At 64.2% G+C, this 26,524-nt stretch carries 27 protein-coding genes, 1 tRNA gene and 1 pseudogene; 13 read left to right on the top strand and 16 right to left on the bottom strand.

Translation table 11 applies throughout. The features are described from left to right. Positions 1–127 precede the first annotated feature (127 nt). The gene (gene upp / locus LB543_RS07275; protein WP_015315749.1) at positions 128–757 is read left to right on the top strand and encodes a uracil phosphoribosyltransferase; all 630 of its coding nucleotides are present in this window, start codon (positions 128–130) and stop codon (positions 755–757) included. A 121-nt stretch (positions 758–878) separates the two neighbouring features. Beyond that, a complete protein-coding gene (locus LB543_RS07270; RefSeq protein WP_224613603.1) occupies positions 879–1,442 on the top strand; it encodes a TIGR02281 family clan AA aspartic protease in 564 nt (187 codons plus the stop codon). A 7-nt stretch (positions 1,443–1,449) separates the two neighbouring features. Here LB543_RS07270 and deoA read toward each other — a convergent pair whose 3' ends face one another. The 6 genes from deoA to LB543_RS07240 are packed head-to-tail and all read right to left on the bottom strand — an operon-like array spanning position 1,450 to position 7,691. Then, positions 1,450–2,769, bottom strand: coding sequence for a thymidine phosphorylase (gene deoA, locus LB543_RS07265; RefSeq protein ID WP_224613602.1), 1,320 nt, complete (start codon positions 2,767–2,769; stop codon positions 1,450–1,452). Beyond that, on the bottom strand, positions 2,769–3,578 hold the full coding sequence (locus LB543_RS07260; protein WP_224613601.1) for a purine-nucleoside phosphorylase: 810 nt from the start codon (positions 3,576–3,578) through the stop codon (positions 2,769–2,771). Before LB543_RS07260 ends, deoA begins: the two co-directional genes overlap by 1 nt. Before the next feature lie 47 nt (positions 3,579–3,625). Next, on the bottom strand, positions 3,626–4,018 hold the full coding sequence (gene cdd, locus LB543_RS07255) for a cytidine deaminase (protein WP_224613600.1): 393 nt from the start codon (positions 4,016–4,018) through the stop codon (positions 3,626–3,628). A gap of 31 nt (positions 4,019–4,049) precedes the next feature. Further along, entirely contained in the window at positions 4,050–5,021 is a 972-nt protein-coding gene (locus LB543_RS07250; protein ID WP_224613599.1) for an ABC transporter permease, read from the bottom strand. Between the two features lies 1 nt (position 5,022). Beyond that, positions 5,023–6,162, bottom strand: coding sequence for an ABC transporter permease (locus LB543_RS07245; RefSeq protein ID WP_140811524.1), 1,140 nt, complete (start codon positions 6,160–6,162; stop codon positions 5,023–5,025). Continuing rightward, on the bottom strand, positions 6,159–7,691 hold the full coding sequence (locus tag LB543_RS07240; protein ID WP_224613598.1) for an ABC transporter ATP-binding protein: 1,533 nt from the start codon (positions 7,689–7,691) through the stop codon (positions 6,159–6,161). The genes LB543_RS07245 and LB543_RS07240 overlap by 4 nt, the downstream gene beginning before the upstream one ends. A gap of 218 nt (positions 7,692–7,909) precedes the next feature. Here LB543_RS07240 and LB543_RS07235 point away from each other — a divergent pair, with 218 nt between their 5' ends. Both LB543_RS07235 and LB543_RS07230 read left to right on the top strand, forming a co-directional pair. Further along, positions 7,910–8,116 (top strand): SlyX family protein, encoded by a 207-nt coding sequence (locus LB543_RS07235; protein ID WP_123151274.1) that lies wholly within the window; start codon positions 7,910–7,912, stop codon positions 8,114–8,116. Positions 8,117–8,138: 22 nt separating this feature from the next. Further along, complete coding sequence (locus tag LB543_RS07230) at positions 8,139–8,537, top strand: hypothetical protein (RefSeq protein ID WP_224613597.1); 399 nt, start codon at positions 8,139–8,141, stop codon at positions 8,535–8,537. Between the two features lie 60 nt (positions 8,538–8,597). Here the strand turns inward: LB543_RS07230 and LB543_RS07225 are convergent, their stop codons facing one another. The 3 genes from LB543_RS07225 to LB543_RS07215 all read right to left on the bottom strand — a co-directional run bounded on the left by LB543_RS07225 (position 8,598) and on the right by LB543_RS07215 (position 11,002). Continuing rightward, positions 8,598–9,587: a BMP family protein gene (locus LB543_RS07225; RefSeq protein WP_140756210.1), complete on the bottom strand. Its 990-nt coding sequence runs from the start codon at positions 9,585–9,587 to the stop codon at positions 8,598–8,600. Positions 9,588–9,826: 239 nt separating this feature from the next. Then, positions 9,827–10,150: a hypothetical protein gene (locus LB543_RS07220; protein WP_140811520.1), complete on the bottom strand. Its 324-nt coding sequence runs from the start codon at positions 10,148–10,150 to the stop codon at positions 9,827–9,829. Positions 10,151–10,282: 132 nt separating this feature from the next. Further along, entirely contained in the window at positions 10,283–11,002 is a 720-nt protein-coding gene (locus LB543_RS07215; RefSeq protein WP_224613596.1) for a DUF2569 domain-containing protein, read from the bottom strand. Positions 11,003–11,376: 374 nt separating this feature from the next. Here LB543_RS07215 and LB543_RS07210 point away from each other — a divergent pair. The 8 genes from LB543_RS07210 (at position 11,377) to LB543_RS07175 (ending at position 20,016) form a co-directional block, all read left to right on the top strand. Beyond that, a tRNA-Ser gene (locus LB543_RS07210) sits at positions 11,377–11,466 on the top strand. A 371-nt stretch (positions 11,467–11,837) separates the two neighbouring features. Then, positions 11,838–11,927, top strand: a complete 90-nt coding sequence (kdpF, locus tag LB543_RS07205; protein WP_032919213.1) for a K(+)-transporting ATPase subunit F — start codon at positions 11,838–11,840, stop codon at positions 11,925–11,927. Between the two features lie 20 nt (positions 11,928–11,947). After that, the gene (gene kdpA / locus LB543_RS07200; RefSeq protein WP_224613595.1) at positions 11,948–13,651 is read left to right on the top strand and encodes a potassium-transporting ATPase subunit KdpA; all 1,704 of its coding nucleotides are present in this window, start codon (positions 11,948–11,950) and stop codon (positions 13,649–13,651) included. A 7-nt stretch (positions 13,652–13,658) separates the two neighbouring features. Then, on the top strand, positions 13,659–13,853 hold the full coding sequence (locus LB543_RS07195; protein ID WP_224613594.1) for a hypothetical protein: 195 nt from the start codon (positions 13,659–13,661) through the stop codon (positions 13,851–13,853). 15 nt (positions 13,854–13,868) lie between these two features. Beyond that, the gene (gene kdpB / locus LB543_RS07190; RefSeq protein WP_224613593.1) at positions 13,869–15,962 is read left to right on the top strand and encodes a potassium-transporting ATPase subunit KdpB; all 2,094 of its coding nucleotides are present in this window, start codon (positions 13,869–13,871) and stop codon (positions 15,960–15,962) included. A gap of 11 nt (positions 15,963–15,973) precedes the next feature. Next, positions 15,974–16,537, top strand: coding sequence for a potassium-transporting ATPase subunit KdpC (gene kdpC, locus LB543_RS07185; RefSeq protein WP_224613592.1), 564 nt, complete (start codon positions 15,974–15,976; stop codon positions 16,535–16,537). Between the two features lie 57 nt (positions 16,538–16,594). Beyond that, positions 16,595–19,330 (top strand): sensor histidine kinase, encoded by a 2,736-nt coding sequence (locus tag LB543_RS07180; protein ID WP_224613591.1) that lies wholly within the window; start codon positions 16,595–16,597, stop codon positions 19,328–19,330. Further along, positions 19,327–20,016, top strand: a complete 690-nt coding sequence (locus LB543_RS07175; protein ID WP_224613590.1) for a response regulator transcription factor — start codon at positions 19,327–19,329, stop codon at positions 20,014–20,016. The genes LB543_RS07180 and LB543_RS07175 overlap by 4 nt, the downstream gene beginning before the upstream one ends. A gap of 26 nt (positions 20,017–20,042) precedes the next feature. Here LB543_RS07175 and LB543_RS07170 read toward each other — a convergent pair whose 3' ends face one another. The 7 genes and pseudogenes from LB543_RS07170 to LB543_RS07140 form a co-directional block, all read right to left on the bottom strand. After that, entirely contained in the window at positions 20,043–21,476 is a 1,434-nt protein-coding gene (locus LB543_RS07170) for an MFS transporter (RefSeq protein ID WP_224613589.1), read from the bottom strand. A 322-nt stretch (positions 21,477–21,798) separates the two neighbouring features. Beyond that, positions 21,799–22,275, bottom strand: a complete 477-nt coding sequence (locus tag LB543_RS07165; protein ID WP_140756154.1) for a DUF992 domain-containing protein — start codon at positions 22,273–22,275, stop codon at positions 21,799–21,801. Between the two features lie 213 nt (positions 22,276–22,488). Next, positions 22,489–23,331, bottom strand: coding sequence for a tetratricopeptide repeat protein (locus LB543_RS07160; RefSeq protein WP_140756152.1), 843 nt, complete (start codon positions 23,329–23,331; stop codon positions 22,489–22,491). 141 nt (positions 23,332–23,472) lie between these two features. After that, positions 23,473–23,739, bottom strand: coding sequence for a 30S ribosomal protein S21 (gene rpsU, locus LB543_RS07155; protein WP_010911429.1), 267 nt, complete (start codon positions 23,737–23,739; stop codon positions 23,473–23,475). A 176-nt stretch (positions 23,740–23,915) separates the two neighbouring features. Continuing rightward, complete coding sequence (locus LB543_RS07150) at positions 23,916–24,302, bottom strand: SET domain-containing protein (protein ID WP_224613588.1); 387 nt, start codon at positions 24,300–24,302, stop codon at positions 23,916–23,918. Positions 24,303–24,430: 128 nt separating this feature from the next. Further along, positions 24,431–24,556 (bottom strand): annotated as a pseudogene (locus LB543_RS07145) (SDR family oxidoreductase); the annotation flags it as partial. A gap of 36 nt (positions 24,557–24,592) precedes the next feature. Beyond that, entirely contained in the window at positions 24,593–24,964 is a 372-nt protein-coding gene (locus tag LB543_RS07140; protein WP_224613587.1) for a DUF2568 domain-containing protein, read from the bottom strand. Between the two features lie 201 nt (positions 24,965–25,165). On the opposite strand from LB543_RS07140, the gene LB543_RS07135 reads away from it, so the two are divergent. Beyond that, positions 25,166–26,419, top strand: coding sequence for a sarcosine oxidase subunit beta (locus LB543_RS07135; protein ID WP_140813507.1), 1,254 nt, complete (start codon positions 25,166–25,168; stop codon positions 26,417–26,419). Positions 26,420–26,524 lie beyond the last annotated feature (105 nt).

Genomic DNA, 26,524 nt, shown 5'->3' with positions numbered 1-26,524 from the left:
GGTCGGTGCGGGCCAAGCGGTTCCTTGGCCGGTCCAATATCGCTAGGGTTCTCCCAAGCAGCTTGAAGCGCGGCACGTCCGAAGGGATCCAGGCGCGGTTTCGGGCGACATGCATCAGGAGAACATCATGAAGGGCGTCACCGTCGTCGACCATCCGCTTGTCCAGCACAAGCTGACTATCATGCGCAAGAAGGAGACCTCGACGGCCGGCTTCCGGCGCCTGCTGCGCGAGATTTCGCTGCTGCTCGGCTATGAGGTGACCCGCAATCTCGAGCTGACGACGACAACGATCGAAACGCCTATGGAGACGATGGAGGCTCCGACGCTGGAGGGCAAGAAGCTGGTCTTCGCCTCGGTGCTGCGCGCCGGCAACGGCTTGCTCGAAGGCTTGCTCGACCTGGTGCCGGCGGCCCGCGTGGCCCATGTCGGCCTCTACCGCGACCACGAAACGCTGGAGGCTGTCGAGTATTTCTTCAAGGCGCCGAGCGACCTCGCCGACCGGCTGGTGATCGTCGTCGACCCGATGCTGGCGACCGCCAATTCGGCGATCGCGGCGATCGACAAATTGAAAGAGCGCGGCGCCACCAATATCCGCTTCCTGTGCCTGCTGGCGGCGCCCGAAGGTATCGAGCGCTTCACCAAGGCGCATCCGGATGTTCCGGTCTTCACCGCGTCCATCGACCGCCAGCTTAATGAGAAGGGCTACATCATGCCTGGCCTTGGCGACGCCGGCGATCGCATGTACGGGACGAAGTAACATCAGGCAAAATGCTGGTGTGATTTACCAAATGTTTACGCAAAGACGCGGTTTCGACGCGCATTAAAGCGGCGAACACCATACGGGGCTAAAAAGGATCGGCCATCACAAAGGCCGATCCATGCTGCGCAAGCTTCTTATCCTCAGCGTCTTTGCCGGTGCGTCGGCATCGATCCCGGTTGTCTACCAGTCGAATCCGCGAATATTCGAAAACCTGCTGAAATCGGCGGTGACAACCAAGCCTGGGGCCGAGACGCAACCCGAGGTCAGCCTGGCGTCCGTTCCCGACAAGCCGGTGGCGCTGCTGCCGACCGGCCGCAAGGTCGTGGTCGCGGCGGACGGGCGTGGACACTTCTCGTCCACCTTCAAGCTCAACGGCCGTCAGATCGACGGCATGATCGACACCGGCGCGACGCTGGTGGCGGTCAATACGTCGACGGCGCGCCGGATCGGGCTGTCGCTCAATCCCGCCGATTTCAGCCACGAGGTCAACACCGCCAACGGCACCATCAAGGCAGCCGTGGTGATGATCGACCGCCTGCAGATCGGCAGCATCAGCGTCGACAGTGTGCAGGCGATCGTGCTCGACGACAAGGCACTGCGCACCAACCTGATCGGCATGAGCTTCCTCAGTCGGCTCGGCAAATACCAGGCCGAGAACGGCACATTGCTATTGGTTCAGTAGTGTCCACTCAGCCGCGCGGCAGAATCCGCCGGATGACAGACTTGTCGGCGGCCGGCTTCGAAGCACCGATCGCATAGGCTGAAAGCACGGTCGCGGCGGCCGCCTCGGCATCGGATTGTGAGCGGGCGTGGATCAGCGCCAGCGCATCTCCGGCGTTTACTTCCGCGCCTATGGGCAGCAACCTGGTGATGCCGACCGCGGGGTCGACCTTGTCGTCGGGCCGTGCGCGCCCGCCGCCCAGCCCGACCACCGCGAGGCCGATGTCGCGGGTGGCTATGCCGGTAACGAAGCCGTCCGTCGTCGCCTTGATCGCGAATTCCGTTGCCGCCTCGGGCAGGTATTTTTCCGGCTTTTCGATGAAATCCGCAGGGCCGCCAAGCACGGTCACCATGCGCGCGAACGTGGCGGCGGCGCGGCCGCTGGCGAGCGTCTCAGTGGCGCGGCGCATGCCGTCCTGGTTGGACGATACCAGCCCCGCCGACTGCAGCATTTCAGCGGCAAGCGCCAGCGTCACGTCCTCCAGCCGCCGGTCGCGCAAGCGGCCGGTCAGGAAATCGACGGCATTACGCACCTCGACCGCATTGCCGGCGGCCGAGGCCAGCGGCTCGTTCATGCCGGTGATCAGCGCCGAGACTTTCAGCCCGGCGCCGCTGGCGACCTCGACAAGGCTGTTGGCGAGCGCGGTCGCATCACGGGATTTCTCCATGAAAGCGCCATTGCCGACCTTGACGTCGAGCACCAGCGATTGCAGGCCTGCCGCGAGCTTCTTCGACAGGATCGATGCGGTGATCAGCGGCACGGACTCCACGGTTCCGGTGACGTCGCGGATGGCGTAGAGCCGGCGATCGGCAGGCGCCAGATCGGCGGTCTGGCCGATGATGGCGCAGCCTGTTTCCAGCACCGCCTTGCGGAACAGCGCGATGTCGGGCTGGCTGGTGTAGCCGGGAATGGAATCCATCTTGTCCAGCGTGCCGCCGGTATGGCCGAGACCTCGGCCCGAGATCATCGGCACGTAGGCCCCGCAGGCGGCGACGATCGGCGCCAGCATCAGCGAGACATTGTCGCCGACGCCGCCCGTCGAATGCTTGTCTGTGACGGGGCCCGGCAAATCCGACCAGTCGAGCACGTCGCCGGAATCGCGCATGGCAAGCGTCATCGCCACGGCCTCGTCGCGGTTCATGCCGTTGAAGAACACCGCCATGGCGAAGGCCGCGACCTGGCCGTCGGTCACGGCGCCCGACGTCACGCCGTCGATGAAGGCGGCGATCTCTTGAGGCGCCAGCCTATGGCCGTCGCGCTTGTGGCGGATGATTTCCTGTGGAAGCATCAGCTCTCCAGAAGCCCGTCACGAAACACGCGCTGCAGCACCGTTGCCAGCCGCGATCCGCCAACCGGCGCCATGTCCTTGGTTTCCTGGTGCGAAAGCTCGGCTCCGGTCATGCCGGCGGCCAGGTTGGTGATGACCGAGCAGGCGGCGACGCGCAGGCCGAGGAAACGGGCGAGAATGACTTCCGGCACGGTCGACATGCCGACGGCGTTGGCGCCCATGACGCGCGCCATGCGGATTTCGGCCGGGGTCTCGAAGCAGGGGCCCGAGAACCACATATAGACGCCCTTGTGCAGCGCTGTGCCGGTCGCCATCGCCGCGCGTTCGATCGCGTCGCGGATGCCGGCATCATAAGCTTCGGTCAGGCCGACGAAACGGCGGTCGCTCGGCTCGCCGATCAGCGGATTGGTGCCGGAGAAGTTGATGTGATCGGTGAGCAGCATCACCGAGCCCGGCGGCATATCCGGATCGACCGAGCCGGCTGCGTTGGTGAGGATCAGTTTCGTGATGCCGATGCCGGCAAGCACTTCGAGCACCGGACGCATCGCCGCGGCATTGCCATGCTCGTAGTAGTGGGCGCGGCCGGACAGCATCAGCACCGGAACGCCGGCAAACAGCCCCGCCACCACTTCGCCAGCATGGCCGCTGACACCGCTCCTGGGAAAGCCGGGCAGGTCGGCATAGGACACGCGGATGGGATTCTCGATCCGGTCGACCAGGTCGCCCAGGCCCGAACCCAGCACCAGCGCGGTCGACGGCGCCAGGCCGTCCAGCCTTTCGACAAGATGGTCCAGCGCCTTTTCCGTCATCCCGGCCAGCCCATCATTTCAGCCAACGCTTCATTTCAGCCAACGTTTCATTTCAAAGTGTCGCCCCGGAAGCCGTAGGGCAGCATTTCGCCCATGGTGACCGTTTCTGTGACGCCTGTATTATCGCAGAGGTAGAGTTTGGTTTCCGGACGGCAGAATTCGGCCAGCCGCTGGCGGCAGCCGCCGCAGGGCGAGCATTTGGCCATGCGTTCGGCAAGGACGGCGATTTCCACGATCTTGCCGCCGCCGGCCATGATGTAGTGGCCAAGCGCGGTGGTCTCTGCGCACCAGCCTTCCGGATAGGAGGCGACCTCGATGTTGGCGCCGGAGAAGATGCGTCCATCCTCGGTGCGCAAAGCGGCACCCACCGGAAATTTCGAGTAGGGCGCATAGGCCTTGGCCATGGCGGCCTTGGCCGCTTCGAACAGATCATGCGACATTCAGTTGTTCTCTCCGATGTGCTCTCGACCCTCAGCGTTCCTTGACATAAGGCACGCCGCCAGCACGCGGCGGGATGGCCTTGCCGATGAAGCCGGCGAGCAGGATGACGGTGAGGATATAGGGCAGGGCCTGCATGAACTGCACCGACACCTTGCCGACAATGGGCAGCGGTGTTCCCTGCAGGCGGATCGACGCAGCGTCGAGGAAGCCGAACAGCAGGCAGGCGAACATGGCGTTGACCGGCTTCCACTTGGCGAAGATCAGCGCGGCCAGCGCGATGTAGCCCTTGCCCGCCGTCATGTCCTTCACGAAACCGCCATTCTGCACCATCGACAGATACGCCCCGGCGACGCCGGTGAGGATGCCGGTGCAGATCAGCGCCCGGTAGCGCAGCCAGGCGACCGAGATGCCGGCGGTGTCGACCGCGGCCGGGTTTTCGCCGACCGCGCGCAGCCGGAGACCGAAGCGCGTGCGAAACAGCACCCACCAGGTGAACGGCACCATGGCAAAGGCGAAATAGACGAGGATCGAATGGCCGGAGATCAGTTCGGCATAGACCGGACCGATGATCGGCACGTCCCTGGCCGCGTCGGCGCCAGGCCAGATGATCGCCTCGAACCGCTCGCCCGGTTGCAGCGCCGGCGTGCGGCCACCCTGCTGGAACCAGGCTTGGCCGAGGATGATGGTCGATCCGGCGGCGACGAAGTTGATCGCTACGCCCGAAACGATCTGGTTGCCGCGATGGGTGATCGAGGCAAAGCCGTGCACCAACGCGAAGGCGACAGAGATCAGGATCGCCATGCCGAGGCCGAGAACCGCCGAATGGAACACGGAAGCCGCGGCGGCACCCGCGAAGGCGCCGACCAGCATCTTGCCTTCGAGGCCGATGTCGAAAATGCCGGCCCGCTCCGAATAGAGGCCGGCGAGGCAGGCAAGCAGCAGCGGCACCGACAGGCGGATGGTCGAGTCCAACACCTGGATGATTGCGTTGAAGATATCCATCTCAAGCGCCCTTTCCGTTGACCGCTTGCATGCCTACCGATTTCGGGCTGAACGAAGCGAACAGAGCCTGGATATAGGGCCTGAACATGTGCTCCAGTGCGCCGGCGAAGAGGATGACCAACCCTTGAATGATGACGATCATGTCGCGGCTGATCGCCGGCATCTCGAAGGCGAGTTCGGCGCCGCCCTGGTAGAGCATGCCGAACAGGATTGCCGCCAGCACGATCCCGACCGGATGCAGGCGGCCCATCAGCGCCACCGCGATGCCGACGAAACCGGCGCCCGAAACGAAGTCGATCGCGACGTTGTGCTGGTCGCCCATCACCGGATTGAGCGCCATCATGCCGGCCAGCGCGCCCGAAATCATCATGGCGGTGATGATGATGCGGGTTTCCGAAATGCCGGCATAGCGGGCCGCCTTCGGGCTGTGGCCATAGGTGCGCATCTCGTAGCCGAGCCTTGTGCGCCAGATCAGCAGCCAGACCAGGAAGGCCATCACCAGCGCCAGCAGGAAGCAGATGTTGAGCGGGGCCGAGCGGATCTTGGCCCCGAACAGTTCGATGATCCAGTTGAGCTTCGGCAGTTCGGCGCCGGCGAGGAAGTTGCGCGTCTGCGGCGCCTGCGACCCGGCCGGCTTCAGCGGACCGACCAGCAGGTAGACCATGATCGATGCGGCGATGAAGTTGAACATGATCGTCGTGATGACGATGTGCGAGCCGCGCCTGGCCTGGAGGTAGGCGGGAATTAACGCCCACAACGCGCCCACAAGCGCCGAGGCGACGATGGCCAGCGGAAATGTCAGCCACCAGGGCAGCGTGCTGTCGAAGGAAAGACAGACGATGGCGATGCCGAGGCCGGCGATGTAGGCTTGCCCCTCGGTGCCGATGTTGAACAGGCCGCAATGCGCCGCCACCGCCACCGAAAGCCCGGTGAATATGAAGGTCGTGGCATAGAATAGGGTGAAGGCGATGCCTGTTCCCTTGCCGAAGGCGCCTTCGACCAGGATGACGGCGGCGCGGAACGGGTTTTCGCCGACCAGCATGACGACGAAGCCGGCGACGATGAAGGCGACCGACAGGTTGATCAGCGGGATCAGCCCGTAGTCGGCCCAGGCCGGCAATTTGGCGTAAGGCGTGCTCATTGTGCTGCCTCCTGATGCTCGACACCGGCCATCAACAGGCCAAGCTCGCCTTCGGTCGCGTCGGGGCCGCGCTCGCCGACAATGCGGCCGGCAAACATCACCAGGATGCGGTCGGAGAGCGAGCGGATCTCGTCGAGTTCGACCGAGACCACCAGCACCGCCTTGCCCTGGTCGCGCATGGCGATCAGGCGCTTGTGGATGAATTCGATGGCGCCGACATCGACGCCGCGCGTCGGCTGGCCGACGATGAGCACGCCGGGATCCTGTTCGATTTCGCGCGCGAGCACGATCTTCTGCTGGTTGCCGCCGGAGAAATTGGCCGTCTTCAGGCGCGGATTGCCGGGACGGATGTCGTATTTCTCGATCTTGTCCTTGGCGTCGGCCATGATGGCGTCGACGTTGAGGAACGGCCCTTTGAGGTAGCGGGGATCGTCGTGGTAACCGAGGATGGAATTCTCGTTTTCCTCGAAGGCCAGCACCAGCCCGACATGGTGGCGGTCTTCCGGCACATGGGCGAGGCCGCGGTCGCGCAATTCGCCGGGATCGGCCTTGCCGGTGAGATCGATCGGCTTGCCCTCGAGCATCACGGAACCGGAAACGGCATGCCTGATGCCGGAAATCGCCTCGAGCAATTCGGATTGCCCGTTGCCGGCGACGCCGGCGATGCCGACGATCTCGCCGGCGCGCAAATCGAAGGAGACGTCGTCGACCATGGTGACGCCGCGGGAATCCCTGACCGTCAGATTCTTCACCGCGAGCTTGATGGCACCGGCATCGGCCTCGCCCTTTTCGACCCTCAGCAGTACGCGGCGCCCGACCATCAGTTCCGCCAGTTCCTCGACGGTGGTTTTCCTGGTCTCCCGGGTCGCCACCATCGTGCCCTGACGCATCACCGACACGGTGTCGGTGATGGCCATGATCTCGCGCAGCTTGTGGGTGATCAGCACCACCGTCTTTCCCTGTTCCTTCAATTGCCTGAGGATGCGGAACAGGTGGTCGGCCTCGGCCGGTGTGAGCACGCCCGTCGGCTCGTCGAGGATCAGGATTTCGGCGCCGCGATAGAGCGCCTTCAGGATTTCGACGCGCTGCTGCAGGCCGACCGGCAGTTCCTCGATGATCGCATCGGGATCGACTTCCAGCCCGTATTCGCGTTCCAGCCGGTCAAGCTCGGAGCGCGCCTTGGCGATGCTGCTCTTCAGAAGCGCATCGGTCTCGGCGCCGAGGATGATGTTCTCCAGCACCGAGAAATTGTCGACCAGCATGAAATGCTGGTGCACCATGCCGATGCCGAGCGCGATCGCGTCGTTGGGGGTCTTGATCGACGCCGGCTTGCCGCCGACGCGAATCTCGCCGCTGTCGGCCTGGTAGAAACCGTAGAGGATCGACATCAGCGTCGACTTGCCGGCGCCGTTCTCGCCGACGATGCCGTGGATGGTGCCGCGCGCGATCTCCAGATTGATGTCGCGGTTGGCGCGCACCGCGCCGAAACTCTTGTTGATACCGATCAGTTCGATTGCGGCTTGCGCCATGCAGCCCGTCCCACTCATAATTTTTTTATCGCTTGGTCAAGACGCCTAGCATGACGCTCCGCCCGTGCCAATTGTCCGGAGCAGCGTCCACTCTCGACAAATCCGCGCGCGCTTGTCAATTTCGAACGTGGCCGAAGCTCTCGCCTTCGCTAATATGCCGAGGTCGATTTGACGTTGCGGCGCAAGGTGTCGCGGTACAAAACTGAGGACTTTGCATGATCATGCCCGCCGACCGGTTGACGACGCTGGAAATCCGCGCTGCCGAGCAGGAGAAGACCATCGAGGAACTATCGGGCCAGATCGCCGAGCAGTGGAAGGTGATCGAACGCATGCAGCGCAAGCTCGACGCGCTGACCGACCGCTTCCTGGCGCTTGAAGAGCAGGCGGCACCGGATGTGCCGGTGACCAAACCGCCACACTGGTAAGCAGAAGGGGAGGGGCCTGGCCATGGCCGGTGAAAGCGACCGCATCGCAAGGGCCGGCGACTATGTGCTGGGCCTGATGAACGATGCCGAGCGCGAGCGGGCCGAGCGCGATCTCGAAATCGATCCTGCCTTCCGCGACGCGGTGGTGCAGCTCGCCGAACGCATGCATGTTTTCGACCGCGCAGAAAAACCAGCGGGCGCCAATCATTGGCCGCTGGTTACGCAACGCCTCGCCGAATTGCCGCAAATGCGCAGCGTTGGCCTGGGCGGCAACGATGCCAGGTCGCCGACGGTGATCCGAAGCCTGTCCCGGCCACCACATGGCGTTGGCGTGCACGCGCTTGGCGGCCGGCTTGGACTTGTCATTGCCATCGGGCTGATGGCGGTCTTCGCGCTCGGTTACTTGGCCGGCAAGCTATAGGCCGATGCAAAACCGCCGGGCAACGCCCGGCGGTTCCAGTCATTGCCGTATGGCCACCGATCAATAGGGGCAGGCGTTGTCAGCGGTGTAGTCGTGCACCTGGATCTTGCCGGCGATGATGTCGGCTTTGGCCTTTTCGACGGCCGCCTTCATTTCGTCGGTCACCAGCGCCTTGTTGTTGTCGTCCATGGCGTAGTCGACGCCGCCTTCCTTGAGGCCGAGATTCTCGACGCCGCCCTTGAAGGTGCCGTTCTTGCCATCCATGAAGGCGGTGTAGACGGCAACGTCGACGCGCTTCAGCATCGAGGTCAGCACCTTGCCGGGCTGCAGCCCGTTCTGGTTGGAATCGACGCCGATGCCAAGCTTGCCGGCATCCGCCGCCGCCTGCAACACACCAACGCCGGTGCCGCCGGCGGCCGCATAGACCACGTCGGAGCCCTGGTCGATCTGGGTCTTGGCGATTTCGCCGCCCTTGGCCGGGTCATTCCAGGCGGCCGGCGTGTCGCCGGTCATGTTCTGGATGACTTCGGTCGCGCCGGCCGACTTGGCGCCGCCGACATAGCCGCATTCGAACTTGCGGATCAGCGGGATGTCCATGCCGCCGACGAAGGAAACCTTCTTCGACTTCGACGCCATCGCCGCCATGATGCCGACGAGATAGGAGCCTTCATTCTCCTTGAACACCAGCGAGCGGACGTTGGGCAGGTCGACGGCATCGTCGATGATCGCGAAGTTGAGGTCCGGATATTCGGCCGCGATCTTCTTCAGCGCATCCTCCCAGGCAAAGCCGGCCATGACGATCGGGTTGTGGCCGTCCTCGGCGAAGCGGCGCAGCGCCTGCTCGCGCTGCGAGGCGTTCGACACTTCGAACTCGACATAGGGGGTGCCGGTCTCGGTCTTGAACTTCTCGGCGCCGTGGTAGGCAGCCTCGTTGAAGGATTTGTCGAACTTGCCGCCCAGATCATAGAGGATGGCCGGCTGGACATCCGCGGCGAAAGCCGGAAGAACCATTGCGGTTGCGGCCAGGAGGCCGAGAACGATACGTTTCATGTGATCCACACCCTGTCGGTTATTTTTTCCGTTACGCACCGCCTGCCTGCCCGGTTCTCCGGCCGGCAAACGACGTCAGCCAGGAGTGTATTCCCCTCCAGCTCCCGGGCAATCTGGCACGGCCCGAAACAAAATTCACGCGGAATTTTGACCTTTTGGAAAAGCGTGCCACGGGCAAGCCACGCTGCGATCCGCTCCTTGCGCGCAAGCCGTCGGGAGGTGGCCGGAATGGCGCCGGGTCAGTTCGCGGCGAACTGTCCCGTGCGCCGCTGCCGCCGGTAGCCGATGGCGTAAAGCAGGAAAGCCAGCACCGCGAAGACGGCAAAGCCCGGCTGGTTGAGCACCCAGGCGATGGCGCCATCCCACAGCAGTGGACTGGCCTTGGCGCGCACGAAGCTTTCGAAGGCGGCCCGCGTGTCCGGCGAGACGGCCAGCCAGCTCGCGTTGAGCGGGGTCAGCACAAGGGCCGAAGCCGCCACCGTGCGCGTCGTGTCGAGCACCGCCATGATGACGGAAACCGACAGCGCGATCATGGCCGCAAGACGAAAGACGAAGCGAAACATCAAGGCTCTCCCCCGGCTGATCCTGGACGCTAACCAGGAGACCTCCGGCACATGTCCCGAAACCAGAAATAGAATGCGTGCGGTTTGTCCGCAATCGCGATACGCGAATTTGAAGGCGGCGCCTTCTGAACCCTATGCGACTGGCTTGCGCCCGCGGCGGTGAACGAGCAAGACGGCAAGAATGCCTCCGGCAATGGCGCCGACCACCAGCCCGGCCAGTCCGATGAAGGCCGCAAAGTAGCCGCAGCCGCCCTCGAAGCAACTGACCTCGGCGACATCGGCGATCACCGAGCCAGCCAGGAAGCCGCCAACGGCGCCGATGACCGCGCCCAGGATGATGCCGAGCAAGGCAGCGACGACGGAAACGAAGACCGACGGCGCTTCGGTCGACGGCCTGGAATAGACGCCTTCGGCGCCGGAGCCGCGGCGCAGCAGATAGATGCAGAGCAGGCCGATGGCGATCTCGGCGCCGGCTATGAGCAAGCTCCTGGCCGAGAAGACGAAATCGGGCACGGCCAGCACATAGGCCAGCCTCGCCAGCACCCAGACGATGGTCGCCACCTGCCATATGATGAAGTGGCGCGGGAAGCGCGCCGAGCGGCCAAAGGCAAGGCCGAGCAGGTAAAGCCCCCACAGGATGGTGATGACGTCGACGGCAAGCCCGCCTAGGAGGAAATAGAAGATCCTGTCCGGCAGGCCGGAATTGCCGGTCAGCCACCAGGCCGAGGCCAGGCCGTAGACCGACCACGCCATGACGAAGATGAGCCAGCCCACCGGGACATAAGACAGGTCGCTGCCTGGGCGCCCGACTGGCTGCTGCCCACTGGCCGGTTGTTCATTGCTTGATGTCATGTCCGGACGATGCCCCCGCAAAGCCTCCGTTTCACTCGACAGGTGGCCCGCCGCGAAGTCAAGCGCGGCCGGCCTTGTGGCCTTGGCTGTGCACATCATTCGGGGGGCGGCAGCCTGAAAGACGGGCGCGAGCGCGCCCTGGCGGAGCGGTGTGTGGCCGGCAAAGCGAATAGACTGCCGTTATGGCTTGGCATTCGGCGCGGGATCGACTAGATGAGCCCCGCGCCTGTTGCTTCGACGGCTCAGGTGCGAAGGGAAGGTGTTCGCTGGTTGGCGGCATCCACGGCGCTGATATCGCGTACCGGCCTCCCTGAAGGGACTGCATTGTCCCCAACCCGCGCGGCGAAACCGGCCATCGCGAAAAATGCAAGGACGGAGAGGTGGCCGAGTGGTTGAAGGCGCACGCCTGGAAAGTGTGTTTACGGGAGACCGTAACGCGGGTTCGAATCCCGCTCTCTCCGCCATAAATCCTCAGAATGCCATTGGATGCGACTGGGTGCAACGGCATCTATAGCGCGTCACTGCGTCTAGGGTGGCCCGCCGCCCACCCCGAAAACCTTTATAAAATTCCTATTTCTTTCCCATCCGCCCCGTCTCGAACCTTTATGGCGATCGGGTCCATATAACACGCCACAGAAGCTTTGAATGCCGTCGCCATCGAGGCGACGAGCAAGCGCGAACGGTTTTTGGCCTCTTCCATCGTGGCCGAAAGACAAAGTAGAAGCAAGGAAGGCAATCATGGACGTCATTGTTGTCGGGATCGGGGTTTTGTTCTTCGCTCTATCCCTCGTCTACGTCAAAGCCTGCGACAGAATCTGAGCGGAAGGATCGAATCATGCTTTTCGATTACATCCTCGGTGGAGGCGTAACCTTGTTCTTGCTTGCTTACCTCACCTACGCCCTCATTCGTCCAGAACGCTTCTGAAGGCGCGGAAAGCCACAGCCATGACACTGAACGGGTGGATACAGATCGTCCTCTATTGCGGGATCCTCGCTTTGCTGGTGAAGCCGCTTGGCTTCTACATGCACCGCGTCTTCAAAGGCGATCGCACGCCGCTTTCGCCAGTCTTCCGCCCGCTCGAGCGGGGGCTCTACCGCATTTGCGGAACCAGCGAGCGCGAGGAACAGCATTGGACCACCTATGCGGTGGCCCTGCTGCTGTTCAACCTGGCGGGCTTCCTGGTGCTCTATGTCCTGCAGCGCCTGCAAGGCAGCCTGCCCTACAATCCGGCCGGCATGAGCGCGGTCGACCCGGCGCTCGCCTTCAACACCGCCGCCAGCTTCATGACCAACACCAACTGGCAGAACTACGGCGGCGAAAGCACGATGTCCTACCTCGTGCAGATGGCCGGCCTGACGGTCCAGAATTTCGTTTCGGCCGCTACTGGCATCGCCATTGCGATTGCGCTGATCCGCGGATTTGCGCGCTCCTCCGGAAGATCGATCGGTAATTTCTGGGTCGATATGACGCGCGCCACGCTCTATGTGCTTTTGCCGCTCTGCATCGTGCTCACCCTGGTCTATGTCTGGCTCGGCATGCCGCAGACGCTCGGGCCTTACGTGGATGCCACGACGCTGGAGGGCGCCAGGCAGACGATCGCGCTCGGCCCGGTCGCCTCGCAGGTCGCCATCAAGATGCTCGGCACCAATGGCGGTGGTTTCTTCAATGCCAACGCGGCACATCCCTTCGAGAATCCCGACGCCACCTCCAACCTGATCCAGATGCTGTCGATTTTCGTCATCGGCGCTGCCTTGACCAACGTCTTCGGCCGCATGGTCGGTAACAAGCGTCAGGGTTGGGCAATCCTGGCCTCGATGGGCGCGCTGTTCATCGCCGGCGTCGCCGTCTGCTATTGGGCGGAAGCCGCGGGCAATCCGCTGGTCCATGCGCTCGGCATCGACGGTGGCAATATGGAAGGCAAGGAGACCCGTTTCGGCATCGCGCTCTCGGCGCTGTTCGCGGTCATCACCACGGCGGCCTCATGCGGCGCGGTCAATGCCATGCATGACTCGTTCACCGCGCTCGGCGGCATGATCCCGCTCATCAACATGCAGCTTGGCGAGGTCATCGTCGGCGGCGTCGGCGCGGGTTTCTACGGCATGCTGATGTTCATCCTGATCGCCGTCTTCGTCGCCGGCCTGATGGTCGGCCGCACGCCTGAATATCTCGGCAAGAAGATCGAGGCCAAGGAGGTCAAGATGGCGATGCTGGCCATCCTGTGCCTGCCGCTGGCGATGCTGGTCTTCACGGCCATCGCGGTGGTGCTGCCGAGCGCGGTGGCCTCGATCGCCAATGGCGGGCCGCACGGCTTCTCCGAAATCCTCTATGCCTACACCTCGGCGGCGGCCAACAACGGGTCCGCCTTCGGCGGTCTCAGCGGCAACACGCCCTGGTACAACATCACGCTCGGCATCGGCATGCTGATGGGCCGTTTCCTGGTCATCATCCCAGCGCTCGCCATCGCCGGCGCGCTGGCGGCGAAGAAGACCGTGCCCGCCTCGGCAGGCACCTTCCCGACCGACGGCCCGCTGTTCGTCGGGCTGCTGGTCGGCGTCATCGTCATCGTCGGCGGCCTGACCTTCTTCCCGGGGCTCGCCGTCGGACCTGTTGTCGAGCACCTGGCGATGATCCATGGACAGACATTCTGAGGCGGACATGTCCTGGTTCAACAACAAGCGCCGCAATGTCAGGCATCGGGCCGATCCGGAGAAGGAGGGAATGCCGCCTCCTTTCCCGACCCTGTCGACATTTCTTGGGCTTGCCGCCGCCATGATCGCGCTCTGGCTGCTGGCCTACGGACTTCCTCATCTTTTTCCGGACCGACCAATCGGTGCCGCACATCAACATTGAAGCCGGAGCTTCAAAATGAGCCACTCAAAATCGGCCAACATCATGGATGCCGGCATCCTGTGGCCCGCCATTGGCGGTGCCTTCCGCAAACTCGATCCGCGCACGCTGGCCCGCAACCCGGTGATGTTCGTCGTCGCCGTCGTCTCGGCACTGACATCGGTGCTGTTCGTCAAGGACCTCGTCACCGGAGGCGGCGATCCGCGCTTCACGCTGCAGATCATCATCTGGCTGTGGTTCACCGTGCTGTTTGCCAATTTCGCCGAAGCCGTCGCCGAAGGTCGCGGCAAGGCACAGGCGGATTCGCTGCGCAAGGCGCGCACCGAAACCCAGGCCAAGCTTTTGGCCGGCGAGGATCGGACGAAATTCAAGCTGGTGCCGGGCACCGGTTTGAAGGTCGGCGACATCGTTCTCGTCGAGGCCGGCGACATCATCCCGTCCGACGGCGAGGTGGTGGAAGGCGTCGCCTCGGTCAACGAGGCGGCGATCACGGGCGAGTCCGCGCCGGTCATCCGCGAATCCGGCGGCGACCGCTCGGCGGTCACCGGCGGCACGCAGGTGCTCTCCGACTGGATCCGCGTGCGCATCACCGCCGCCGCCGGCCATACTTTCCTCGACCGCATGATCTCGCTGGTCGAGGGCGCCGAGCGCCAGAAGACGCCGAACGAGATAGCGCTCAACATCCTGCTCGTCGGCATGACGCTGATCTTCGTTCTGGCCACCGCGACCATCCCGAGCTTCGCCTCCTACTCGGGCGGCTACATTTCGGTGACCGTGCTCGTCGCGCTGTTCGTGACGCTCATCCCGACCACGATCGGTGCGCTGCTGTCGGCCATCGGCATTGCCGGCATGGACCGCCTGGTGCGCTTCAACGTGCTGGCCATGTCGGGCCGCGCCGTGGAAGCCGCCGGCGACGTCGACACGCTGCTGCTCGACAAGACCGGCACGATCACGCTCGGCAATCGCCAGGCGACCGAGTTCCGCCCGGTCAAGGGCGTCAGCGAGCAGGAGCTGGCCGACGCGGCACAGCTTGCCTCGCTCGCCGACGAGACACCGGAGGGCCGCTCGATCGTGGTGCTGGCCAAGGAGAAATATGCCATCCGTGCCCGCGACATGGCGACATTGCACGCCACTTTCGTGCCCTTCACCGCGCAGACCCGCATGAGCGGAGTCGACATAGACGGCTCCTCGGTGCGCAAGGGCGCGGTCGATTCGATCCTGACCTATGTCAGACAGTCGACATCGGCCACGCATGGCACACGGCCTGGAGGCGATACCGTGCGCGACCTGCAGGCGATCGCCGACGAGGTCGCCAAATCAGGCGGTACGCCGCTGGCGGTCGAGAGGGACGGGCGGCTGCTCGGCGTCGTCCATCTCAAGGACATCGTGAAGGGCGGCATCCGCGAGCGCTTCGCCGAGCTGCGCAGCATGGGCATCCGCACGGTGATGATCACCGGTGACAATCCGATGACGGCGGCAGCCATCGCGGCGGAAGCCGGCGTCGACGACTTCCTCGCCCAGGCAACGCCCGAGGACAAGCTGAAGCTGATCCGCGACGAGCAGGCCAAGGGCAAGCTGGTCGCCATGTGCGGCGACGGCACCAACGATGCGCCGGCCCTTGCGCAGGCCGATGTCGGCGTCGCCATGAACACCGGCACGGTCGCCGCCCGCGAGGCCGGCAACATGGTCGACCTCGACAGCGATCCGACCAAGCTCATCGAGATCGTCGAGATCGGCAAGGCGTTGTTGATGACGCGCGGTTCGCTGACGACCTTCTCGATCGCCAATGACGTTGCCAAGTACTTCGCCATCATCCCGGCCATGTTCGCCGTCTTCTACGTCGCGCCCGGCCAGACGACCGGCCCGCTGCAGGCGCTCAACATCATGCACCTTGCGACACCGCAGAGCGCCATCCTGTCGGCCATCATCTTCAACGCGCTGATCATCATCGCGTTGATCCCGCTGTCGCTGCGCGGGGTGAAGTACCGGGCGATCGGCGCCGGCGCGCTGCTCAGCCGCAACCTTCTCGTCTACGGCCTCGGCGGCATCGTCGTGCCATTCGTCGGCATCAAGACAATCGACATGGCCGTCACGGCGCTCGGCCTTGCATAAGGATCATTGCGATGCTCAAGCAAATCAGACCCGCGATCATCATGATCGTCTTCTTCACCGTGCTGACCGGGCTCATCTATCCCTTGGGCATGACCGGCATCGCCCAGGCGCTGTTCCCGCGCCAGGCCAATGGCAGCCTGATCGAGAAGGACGGTAAGGTGATCGGTTCTGAACTGATCGGCCAGGCCTTCGCCAGCGACAAGTATTTCCACGGACGACCTTCAGCCGCGGGCAATGGCTATGATGCCGGCGCCTCGGGTGGCTCCAATCTCGGCCCGACCAACCCGAAGCTGATCGAACGCATCAAGGGCGATGCGGAGAAGCTGACGGCGGAGAACTCGAACCAGCCGGTGCCGATGGACCTTGTGACCACATCCGGCAGCGGCCTCGACCCGCAGATCAGCCCGCAGGCCGCTTATTTCCAGGTTCCGCGCGTGGCCAAGGCCAGAGGCATCGACGAAGCCAAGCTCAAGGCGCTCGTCGACAGTCAGGTCGAGGACCGGGAACTGGGCGTGCTCGGCGAGCCGGCGGTCAATGTGCTGGCTCTCAACCTGGCGCTGGATGCCGCGAAATAGGTGATGGCCGGCGCCGGGGATCGACACGGTCCCCGGCGCCATTCATGATCGGATCCGATGCCGAACGACAGAAGCAACGTCGAAAACAGACCATCCCCCGACGCGCTGCTCGAGCATGCCGAGCGGGAAGGGCGCGGCCGTCTGCGCATATTCCTCGGCGCGGCACCGGGTGTCGGCAAGACTTACGAGATGCTGATGTCGGGCCGTGCCAGGCTGGCCGACGGCGTCGACGTGGTGGTCGGCGTGGTCGAGGCGCATGGCCGCAAGGAAACCCAGGCCCTGGTCGAGGGGTATGAAGTCATTGCCCGCCGCAAGGTCGACTACAAAGGGCGTGTCCTCGACGAGATGGACATCGACGCCATCCTTGCCAGGCACCCGGCGCTGGTCCTGGTCGACGAACTCGCCCACACCAACGCGTCCGGCAGCCGCCACCCCAAGCGCTATCTCGACGTCCGGGAAATCCTGGCGCGGGGCATCGACGTCTATACGACGCTCAACATCCAGCACGTCGAAAGCCTGAACGACGTCGTCGCCCAGATCACGCGGGTCAGGGTGCGCGAGACGGTGCCCGATTCCATCATCGACCAGGCCGATGACGTCGAAATCATCGACCTGACGCCCGACGACCTGATCAAGCGGCTGGAGGAGGGGAAGGTCTATTTCCCCAACACGGCGCAGCGTGCCGTCGAGAACTATTTTTCGCCGGGCAATCTGACGGCGTTGCGGGAACTGGCGTTGCGCCGTACCGCCCAGCGCGTTGACGAGCAGTTGCTCAACCACATGCAGTCCCACGCCATCCAGGGTCCGTGGGCTGCCGGGGAACGGGTTCTCGTCTGCGTCGATGCGCGTCCGGGCGGTGCAGCCCGCATTCGCTATGCACGCAGGCTGGCCGACAGGCTTCGTGCGCCGTGGACGGCGCTTCATGTCGACACGCCTCGCTCGGCCGGCATGTCCGAGGACGACAAGGACAGGCTCGCCACACTCCTGCGCCTGGCCGAGCAGCTCGGCGCCGAGGTGACGACCATTCCAGGGCAGAACCTGGCACAGGATATCGTGCGCCACGCGACGGTGAACAATTTTACGCACATCGTGGTCGGCAGGCCGACCCGTTCGCGCTGGCGGGAACTGATCGAGGGGTCGCTCACCTACGATCTGATCCGCAATGCCGGCGACATCAGCGTCCATGTCATCTCCGGAACGGAGCGGGACACCGAGACGCCTTCCAGGAGAGTGAGCGCGGCCGCCGAGCAGAGGCGGTTCCAGCCCAAGCCGTATTTGCTGGCTACCGCTTACGTTGCCGGATCATTGGCCGTCAGCTCCGCCCTCGACCAGTTTCTCGACGTTCGCAACCTGGCGATCGTCTTCCTGCTCTCCGTGTTGACATCGGCGGTGGCCGGGGGTCTCTGGCCGGCGCTCTACGCCTGTTTCCTGAGCACACTTGCCTTCAACTATTTCTTCCTCGAGCCGCGCTACACGCTGACGATCCGGGATCCGGAGAGCATCGTTGCGATTGCCGTCTTCTTCGCCGTTGCCGTCATCGCCAGCAACCTGACGGCGCGCGTGCAGCGTCAGGCCGCCGCCGCCCGCTCGCGGGCGCGGGCAACCGAAGACATCTATCTGTTCTCCAAGAAGCTCGCCGGCGCCGGCACGCTCGATGACGTGCTCTGGGCCACCGCCTTCCAGATCGCCTCGATGCTGAAGCTGCGCGTGGTGCTGCTTCTGCCGGAAGATGGCACCATCACAGTCAAGGCAGGCTATCCGCCCGACGACACGCTGGCCGAGGCCGACATCGCCGCCGCCCGCTGGGCCTGGGAGCACAACCGCGCCGCAGGACGCGGCGCGGACACGCTGCCTGGCGCCAAGCGCCTCTATCTCCCCTTGCGTACGGGGCGCACGGCGATCGGCGTCGTCGGCCTCGACAATGACAAGCAGGGCCCGCTGCTGACGCCCGAGCAGCAGCGGCTGCTCGACGCGCTGGCCGACCAGGCGGCGGTGGCGATCGAACGCGTCCAGCTCGTCGCCGATGTCGACCGTGCCAAGCTCGCCGCCGAGGCTGACCGGCTGCGCTCGGCGCTGCTGACATCGATTTCACATGACCTGAAAACGCCGCTCTCGGCCATCATGGGCGCGGCCGGCACACTCAAGGAATTCGCGCCCGACCTGCCCGAGCAGGACAGGGTGGAGCTTCTGTCGACTGTGATCGACGAATCGGAACGGCTGAACCGCTTCATCGCCAACCTGCTCGACATGACCAAGATCGAGTCCGGGGCGATGGAGCCCAACTACGCCCTCCACTATCTCGGCGATATCGTCGGCACGGCACTCGACCGCGCCCGCAAGATCACCGGCGAACACGAGATCGAGGTCGATATTCCGCCCGACCTGCCGATGTTGCGGCTCGATCCCGTGCTGTTCGAGCAGGTCCTGTTCAACCTTCTCGACAATGCCTCGAAATATTCTCCGCCGGGCTCGACGATCCGTGTCCAGGGATGGACCGACAATGGCTCCGTCGTCGTGCAGATCATGGACGAGGGGCCGGGCATTCCGGCGCAAGACCTGGAACGCGTGTTCGATACCTTCTACCGGGTGCGCAAGGGCGATCAGGTGCGCGCCGGCACCGGGCTCGGCCTGTCGATCTGCCGTGGCTTCGTCGAGGCGATGGGCGGCACGATCGCGGCCGCCAACCGGACCGACCGCCCCGGTGCCGCTTTCACCATCAGGATGCCCGTGCCGGCGCAAGCGCGCGATATCGACAACCGCGGCGATGAGCCCGGCGTGGACCAGCCCCGATGACCAATTCGAATGTCAGGATACTGGTTGTCGATGACGAGCCGCCGATCCGCAAGCTGCTGCGGGTCGGCCTCGCCAGCCAGGGGTATGCGGTCAGCGAGGCGCCGAACGCCAAGGTCGCTATCGAGCTGATGGAACAGGAAAAGCCGGATCTGGTGTTGCTCGATCTCGGCCTGCCCGGGATGGGGGGCCATGAGCTCCTGCGCCAATGGCGTGACGACGGCGTCGACATTCCCGTCGTCATCCTCTCCAGCCGCACCGACGAGGCCGGCATCGTCAGCGCGCTCGAACTCGGCGCCGACGATTATGTCACCAAGCCGTTCGGCATGAACGAACTGGTGGCGCGCATCCGCGTGGCGCTGCGCCACAAGTTCCAGCAACAGGGCGAGAAGCCGGTTTTCCAGAGCGGCGACCTGAGCGTCGATCTGGTCAAGCGCATCGTCAAGGTCGAGGACAGGGAGGTGAAGCTCTCGCCGAAGGAGTATGACATACTGCGCATCCTGGTGCAGCATGCCGGCAAGGTGCTGACCCACCACTTCATCCTGAAGCAGATCTGGGACGATTCGACCGACGTGCAGTATCTCAGGGTCTATGTGCGCCAACTCAGGCAGAAGATCGAAAAAACCCCCGACCAGCCGCGCTACATCACCACCGAAACCGGCGTCGGATACCGCCTGCGTGTCGAGTGAAATAACCCGCCCGATACAACCCCGCGTCAGCCAATGGCTGCGAGCGGACGATTTGCCGCCGCCGAGGTCCGCAAGGCGGCGAGGCAGCCGAGAATGCCGAGCGGCACGAAGGCAAGGAACAGCCAGCTCGCGACACCAGCGGCCGCGTCATGGTTCAGCCCTTGCGAAAAACCGCTGGCATTGGCGACGATGCCGGCAAGGGCGGCACCCACGGCATAACCGATGCGCTGCATGGTCGGCACCGCGGCCGAAGCGATGGTCTGCTCGTCCGGCGCGGAGGCGACGATGACGCGGGTCAGGAACGGCCAGGCAATGCCGAAACCGCCGCCCTGCAGCAGGGCGCAGACCAGGATCAGCGGGATAGAGCCCAGCGGTATGGTGTAGGCGAAGACGGCGATGCCCGCCGCGATCATCAGGGCGCCGCAGACGATGATCATACGTTCGCGCCGTGGCGGCGCGTTGGCGACGAGGATCGACAGGATCGACCAGGCGATCGATTCGGCGGCGATGATATAGCCGGTGGTCAGCAGCGGAATGTCGTGCAGGCTGGTCAGCAGCAGCGGCCCGTAGACGCCGAAGGAGCAGGTCGCGATCGAAAAGGCGGCGACCATGGTCATGCCGGCGCCGACCGGCGTGCGCCAGGAGAACAGCCGCGCCGGGAACAGCCGGGAGCGCGGCTTCAGCGCATCGATGTAGAAGAACAGCGCGAGACCCGCCAGACCGAGGATGATCAACAGCGAGGAACGCAGCAGGGCGATGTCGACGCCGGCCGAGGCGATCAGCACCACGGCAATGGCAAGGCAGCCAAGCGCCGTGAACGGGAAGGGCGGCGCCTTGCCGGCCCTCGTGCCGGGTCTTGTCGCTTCCGGTGTGTCGAGCACGAGGAAACTTGCCAGCGCCATGGCGGTGCCGCCGAGGGTGAAGACGCCGAAGGCCCAGCGCCAGGACAGCAATTCGGTCATGATTGCGCCGAGTAGCGGGCCGCTGAAGGCGGCGACGCCCCAGATCGCCGACATGATGCCGAAAAGCTGCGGCCAGATGGCACGCGAAAACAGCCGCTCGACCGAGACGAAGGCCAGCGACACCAGCGCGCCGCCGCCAAGACCCTCGATCAGACGGCCGGCCAGGAACAATTGCATGGAAGGCGAGGTGGCGCAGATCAGCGCCCCGGCCGCGTAGAGCAGAGCCGCGACCACCATGTTGGTGCGCAGCGCCACATAGCTCACGAGCCGTCCGGCCGCGGCACCGGCGACGATGGCGCCAAGTTCGTAGATCGCCAGCGACCAGCCGACGAGCTGGACGCCGGCCAGTTCGCCGACCATGGCCGGCATGACGGTGGCCACCATAGTCTCATTGGTGGCGTGCAGCAGGATGCCGAGGCTGATGAAGCAGAAGCGCGCCAGGTCGCCGCTCGCCCACAATGCGCGCCAATCAACCCTGTTTGTGCTGATTTCAGTCATGTCCATCCCCTGCTTTTGCATATCGCGATGCAGCCGCATGGCGCCAGGAGCCAGCGCGAGGCTTCTGGCAGGACCATGGGCGCGGCGTCGAGACGCGGCCTTGCTCGGGGCGGGTTTGTAGAACCTCAACCTCGGTTGAGCTCAAGGGATTTTTCAAGATATGTTTGAGCCAGCGTCGACCTGGATGGACTGCTTGCCGGCAGGTTGCAGTGATGGCAGCGGCTATGGCTGTCCTCGTCCCCCCAAAAATCAAACGGCGCGGAACCATCCTGTCCGGTTCCGCGCCGCAGAGTGAAGGGCCTGGAGCCGAGCTCCAAACCACTTATTTGAGCGAGTGGATCAGCTCCAGCGAAGTCACCGCCACGGCGAGATTGACGCCGGTCTGCGCCTGGACGCTGAGCGGCTCCAGCATGAAGGCGCTGTCGAAGCCACCGACCAGCAGGTTGGCGCCGCCGCCGGTCACGACGCTCGCCTCGGCGTTGACGCCGTAGTAGCTGCCGGCAAGGTCGCCCGCGTCACGGTCGCGGGTCGCGGCAAAAACCGCCCAGATGAGCTGGCCCTGATGCGTCTTGCCGACATCGACGCCGAGCTTGGAGATGACGCCGGTATAAATCTCCGACGGCCCGTGATGATGGGGCCGGAAGACGCAGGACACGCCCTTGTTGGAGGTCACGATATAGCCGGTGCCGCCATCGATGGTGCAGTCGAGCGTGCCGAGTTGCAACCTACCGGCGCTGGCGGGGGCGGCAGCGAAGACAGTCGTTGCAAGGGCGGCGGCGCAGGCGAGTTTCTTGATCATGGGGAGGGTCCTTTCGCAAATCGCTTCGTGATAACGGCTTGAATGGTCAGACCGTTCCGCCGAAAACTTGGCGCGAACAAGGCAAGGGTCAACGGCTTGCCGCGGGGGTTAACACAGGGTTGCCGGATTGGCGGCGATCTTCAACGCCGCGTGTCCTTTCGGACACGCACACGATGCAGTGGGGCGCTTGGCGCGGGCCTGACGAAGCCGATGTCAGCTGACGCGGGCGAGGCCGTCCTTGGCCGGCTGGTAGCTGGGGTTGAGGCGCACGGCCTCGCGATAGGCCTTCGCCGCCTTTGCCTTGTCGCCGCGCCGTTCGTAGATCAGCGCCTGGTTGGCCCAGGCCTCGGCGTTCTGGCCATCGAGCTTGATCGCCATGTTGAAGTCGGAGAAGGCATTGTCCTCGTCGCCCGTCGCCAGATAGGAGAGGCCACGGCCATTGTAAGGTTCGGCGGCGTCAGGGGCCAGCGAGATAGCGGTCGAGAAATCCTCGATGGCGAATTTGTGCTGGCCCTGGCTCTGATAGATCAGGCCGCGATTGTGGTAGGCGCGGGCGTCCGTGGTATCGAGCTGGATCGCTTTCTGGAAGTCGTTGAAGGCATCCTGGGTGCGGCCGGCCTTGCGGTAGAGATTGCCGCGGCCGATATAAGCGGCGTCATAATTGCCGTTGATCTGGATCGAACGGTTGTAGTCCGCGAGTGCGGCTTCCTGGTTGCCGAGGAAACGCTGGATGAGAGCCCGGTTCGAATAGGCCTGGTAGAAATTCGGGTTGAGCTGGATGGCCTGATTGAAATCCTTGAGCGCCTGCTGGTACTGGCCGCCGCGGCCATAGGCGGAACCGCGCACATTGTAGCCTTCGGGATCCTGGGGATTGCGCTGGATGACCGCCGACAGCGAGGAGATGTTCTCGCTCGACCCTTGCGCCTTATCGATGTTGTTGAACTCGCCGGCCGGGCCCGATGTCTGGCAGCCCGCAAGCACCAGTCCGGAAAGCAGGGCCGCTGTCAGGGCGAAACCACGCAATGCGGTCCCGCGCTCCACGCTTGTTGCGTTCATGTCTGCCCTGTCCTCACTTGCGCCGTCGTTCAGGTCCGGTTCCCCCCTCCGGGCCGGGTCACAATCAAAATAAAAGGGTGGCGGCGATTCCGCATCGCGCCACCCTGGTATCCTTCGAAAAGGACGAAATATTGGCGATAATCAGCGCGGCGGACGCGCTGCACCCGCGGCACCGCCAGCAGCGACCGGACGCGGGGTCATCGGCAGCAGGCCTTCGCGCTGTGCGCGCTTGCGGGCCAGCTTGCGAGCGCGGCGAACGGCTTCGGCCTTTTCACGGGCTCGCTTCTCGGAAGGCTTCTCGTAGTGGCCGCGCATCTTCATTTCGCGGAAAATGCCTTCGCGCTGCATCTTCTTCTTCAGCGCGCGAAGCGCCTGATCAACGTTATTGTCGCGGACGAGTACCTGCACGGGCAATCCTGTCTTTCGGGTTTGATATCAACAGGCAAGCAGCCATAGCCACAAGCCTCCGCGGCGCTCGACACCACGAATTGTGGCGGCTGATAGCAGAATCAAGCCTCGCTGTCCACAGTCGAAATGAGAGACGACAGCCAAATTGCCACGGTCGCCTGGAGATAGTGTGCCCGTTACGCCGTCGCCAGGTGCAGCCGCTCGAAATCGTCGAAGAACTCACCGTAATCGCAGGTGATCTCCTCGCCAACGGCGATATCCCGGGTCGCGATGGCGCCGCCATATTGCGAAAAATCGGTGTTCGGGGTCGCCGAATGGTTCATGAAGCGGCCATTGTCGACCTCGTAGACCATGAAGCCGGGCTTGTCCGGGCTCGGATAGGCATAACGGTCGAGCAATTCCTTCAGGGCCTGCGGCGCCGTCTCGTATTTGTTCATCGGGATCAGCCGATCGAAATCCGGCTCCAGGCGCCAGATCGAGGCGCCCTTGCGGATGGGCTCGGCGGCGAACATGCCGACGCCTTCGATTGCGCTCTGGGCGACATAGGTTCGGATCAGCATCATGGTTCCAGGACCCGTCTTGGCAAGAAGACCCGTTTAGACAGAAAACGGAATCGCCAAATCGCGCCGAAAAAGCAAGTCCTGCGGCCTGCGTCACAACGACGAACAGGCCCGTTCCCCATAAAAATCCTTCACGTCCGGTTGATCGACACGCCGCCATCTGCAAACAGCGCGGTTCCCGTGGTGAAGCTCGAGGCGTCGGAGGCAAGGTAGAGCGCGGAGCGGGCGATCTCTTGCGGCTGGGCCATCCGCTTCAGGAGCAGCCACCCGATACCTGCAGAGGTTCGCACCAATTATTGCCGCAGCAGCCATGCCAGACGGTCTAGCGAGAACGCGTAGGTGATGACGATCAGCACGGCCATGATGATGGCCGTGGTGGCATGGCCTGCCACATGGAACCCCGCGGCGCCGCCGAACAGGACGACGAATTCCAGCGCCAGCCTGACGGCGCCCGGCACCGGCACCGGTGCGCTTCCTGAGCGGCTCGGATCGCCGGGCACGGCAAAAATCCCCCATAGCGCTGCAGCAACGAGTGGCAGGGCAAGGGCCAGGATCCAGTGCCACAAGCCTTCGAAGAGGCTCCAGCCTGCCATGCCGAGGCCAAGCAGCGCGGCAAGCTCCAGCAGGAAGCGCAATGTAAGATTCCACCAGGCGTTGCCCACCATCGTCCTCCGAATCCCCGACGCCGAGGAGTGTGACTGAAGGCAATCATCGGGGCCAGACCGGATACCTCTTTTTCAGCGCGGCGCAAAACGGCAAGCGCCGTCGCAAACAGCGCAAGGATGGCAGCGCTGTTTCGCTAGTGATACACCTCGCGCGCCGGGGCTTGATGATGAACGCCCGGCTGCCATTTGCGAGGCTGGACCGTGAAGAAATACTCTGTATTCGCCATCGCCCGCGAGGCCATGCGCGGCCACAAGGGCTGGGAGGAACAATGGTCCTCGCCAGAGCCGAAGAAGGAATACGACGTCATCATCGTCGGCGCCGGCGGCCATGGGTTGGCCACCGCCTATTATCTGGCCACGGTGCACGGCATCACCAATGTCGCGGTGCTGGAAAAGGGCTGGCTGGGCGGCGGCAACACCGGCCGCAACACCACCATCATCCGTTCCAACTATCTCTATGACGAGAGCGCTGGGATTTACGACCATGCGCTGAAGCTGTGGGATGGGCTCTCCCAGGAGCTCAATTACAACGTCATGTATTCGGCGCGCGGCGTCATGATGCTGGCGCACAATGTGCACGACATCCAGGTGCTGAAGCGCCATGTCCATGCCAACCGGCTGAACGGCATCGACAATGAATGGCTGTCGCCGGAGCAGGCCAAGGAATTCTGTCCGCCGCTCAACATCTCGAAAGACGCGCGCTATCCGGTCGTCGGAGCGGCCTTGCAGCGCCGCGGCGGCACGGCGCGCCATGACGCGGTCGCCTGGGGTTATGCGCGCGGCGCTTCGGCGCGCGGCGTCCACATCATCCAGAACTGCGAGGTCACCGGCGTCAAGCGGGCCGCCAATGGCGCGGTGACCGGCGTCGACACGACGCGCGGCTTCATCGGCGCCAAGAAAGTCGGCGTCGTTGCCGCCGGACACTCCTCCGTCATCATGAACATGGCAGGCGTGCGCATGCCGCTGGAAAGCTATCCGCTGCAGGCGCTGGTGTCGGAGCCGGTCAAGCCGGTCGTGCCCTGCGTTGTGATGTCGAACACGGTGCACGCCTATATCTCGCAGTCCGACAAGGGCGAACTGGTGATCGGCGCCGGCACCGACCAGTATGTTTCCTATTCGCAGACCGGCGGGCTTCACATCTTGCAGCATACGCTGGACGCCATCTGCGAAATGTTCCCGATCTTCACGCGCATGAAGATGCTGCGCTCGTGGGGCGGCATCGTCGACGTGACGCCCGACCGCTCGCCGATCCTGGCCAAGACGCCGGTGCCAGGCCTCTATGTCAATTGCGGCTGGGGCACGGGCGGCTTCAAGGCCACGCCTGGCTCGGGCCATGTCTTTGCACACACCATCGCCAAGGACGATCCGCATCCGATCAACGCGCCCTTCACCATCGAACGCTTCCGCACCGGCCGCCTCATCGACGAGGCTGCTGCGGCGGCGGTGGCGCACTGATGATGACCGAGATGGCTGTGGCGATGCCGCTGATGCTGGCGGGGACTCCATTCATGATCATTGGCCAGAAGCTTTGCGACCAACCCCCCGGCGCGCGCGTCGGCC

The sequence above is a fragment of the Mesorhizobium sp. ESP7-2 genome (genome assembly GCF_020164715.1).
In the GTDB taxonomy this organism is placed as follows: domain Bacteria; phylum Pseudomonadota; class Alphaproteobacteria; order Rhizobiales; family Rhizobiaceae; genus Mesorhizobium.
This window is presented reverse-complemented; position numbering and strand designations above follow the sequence as displayed.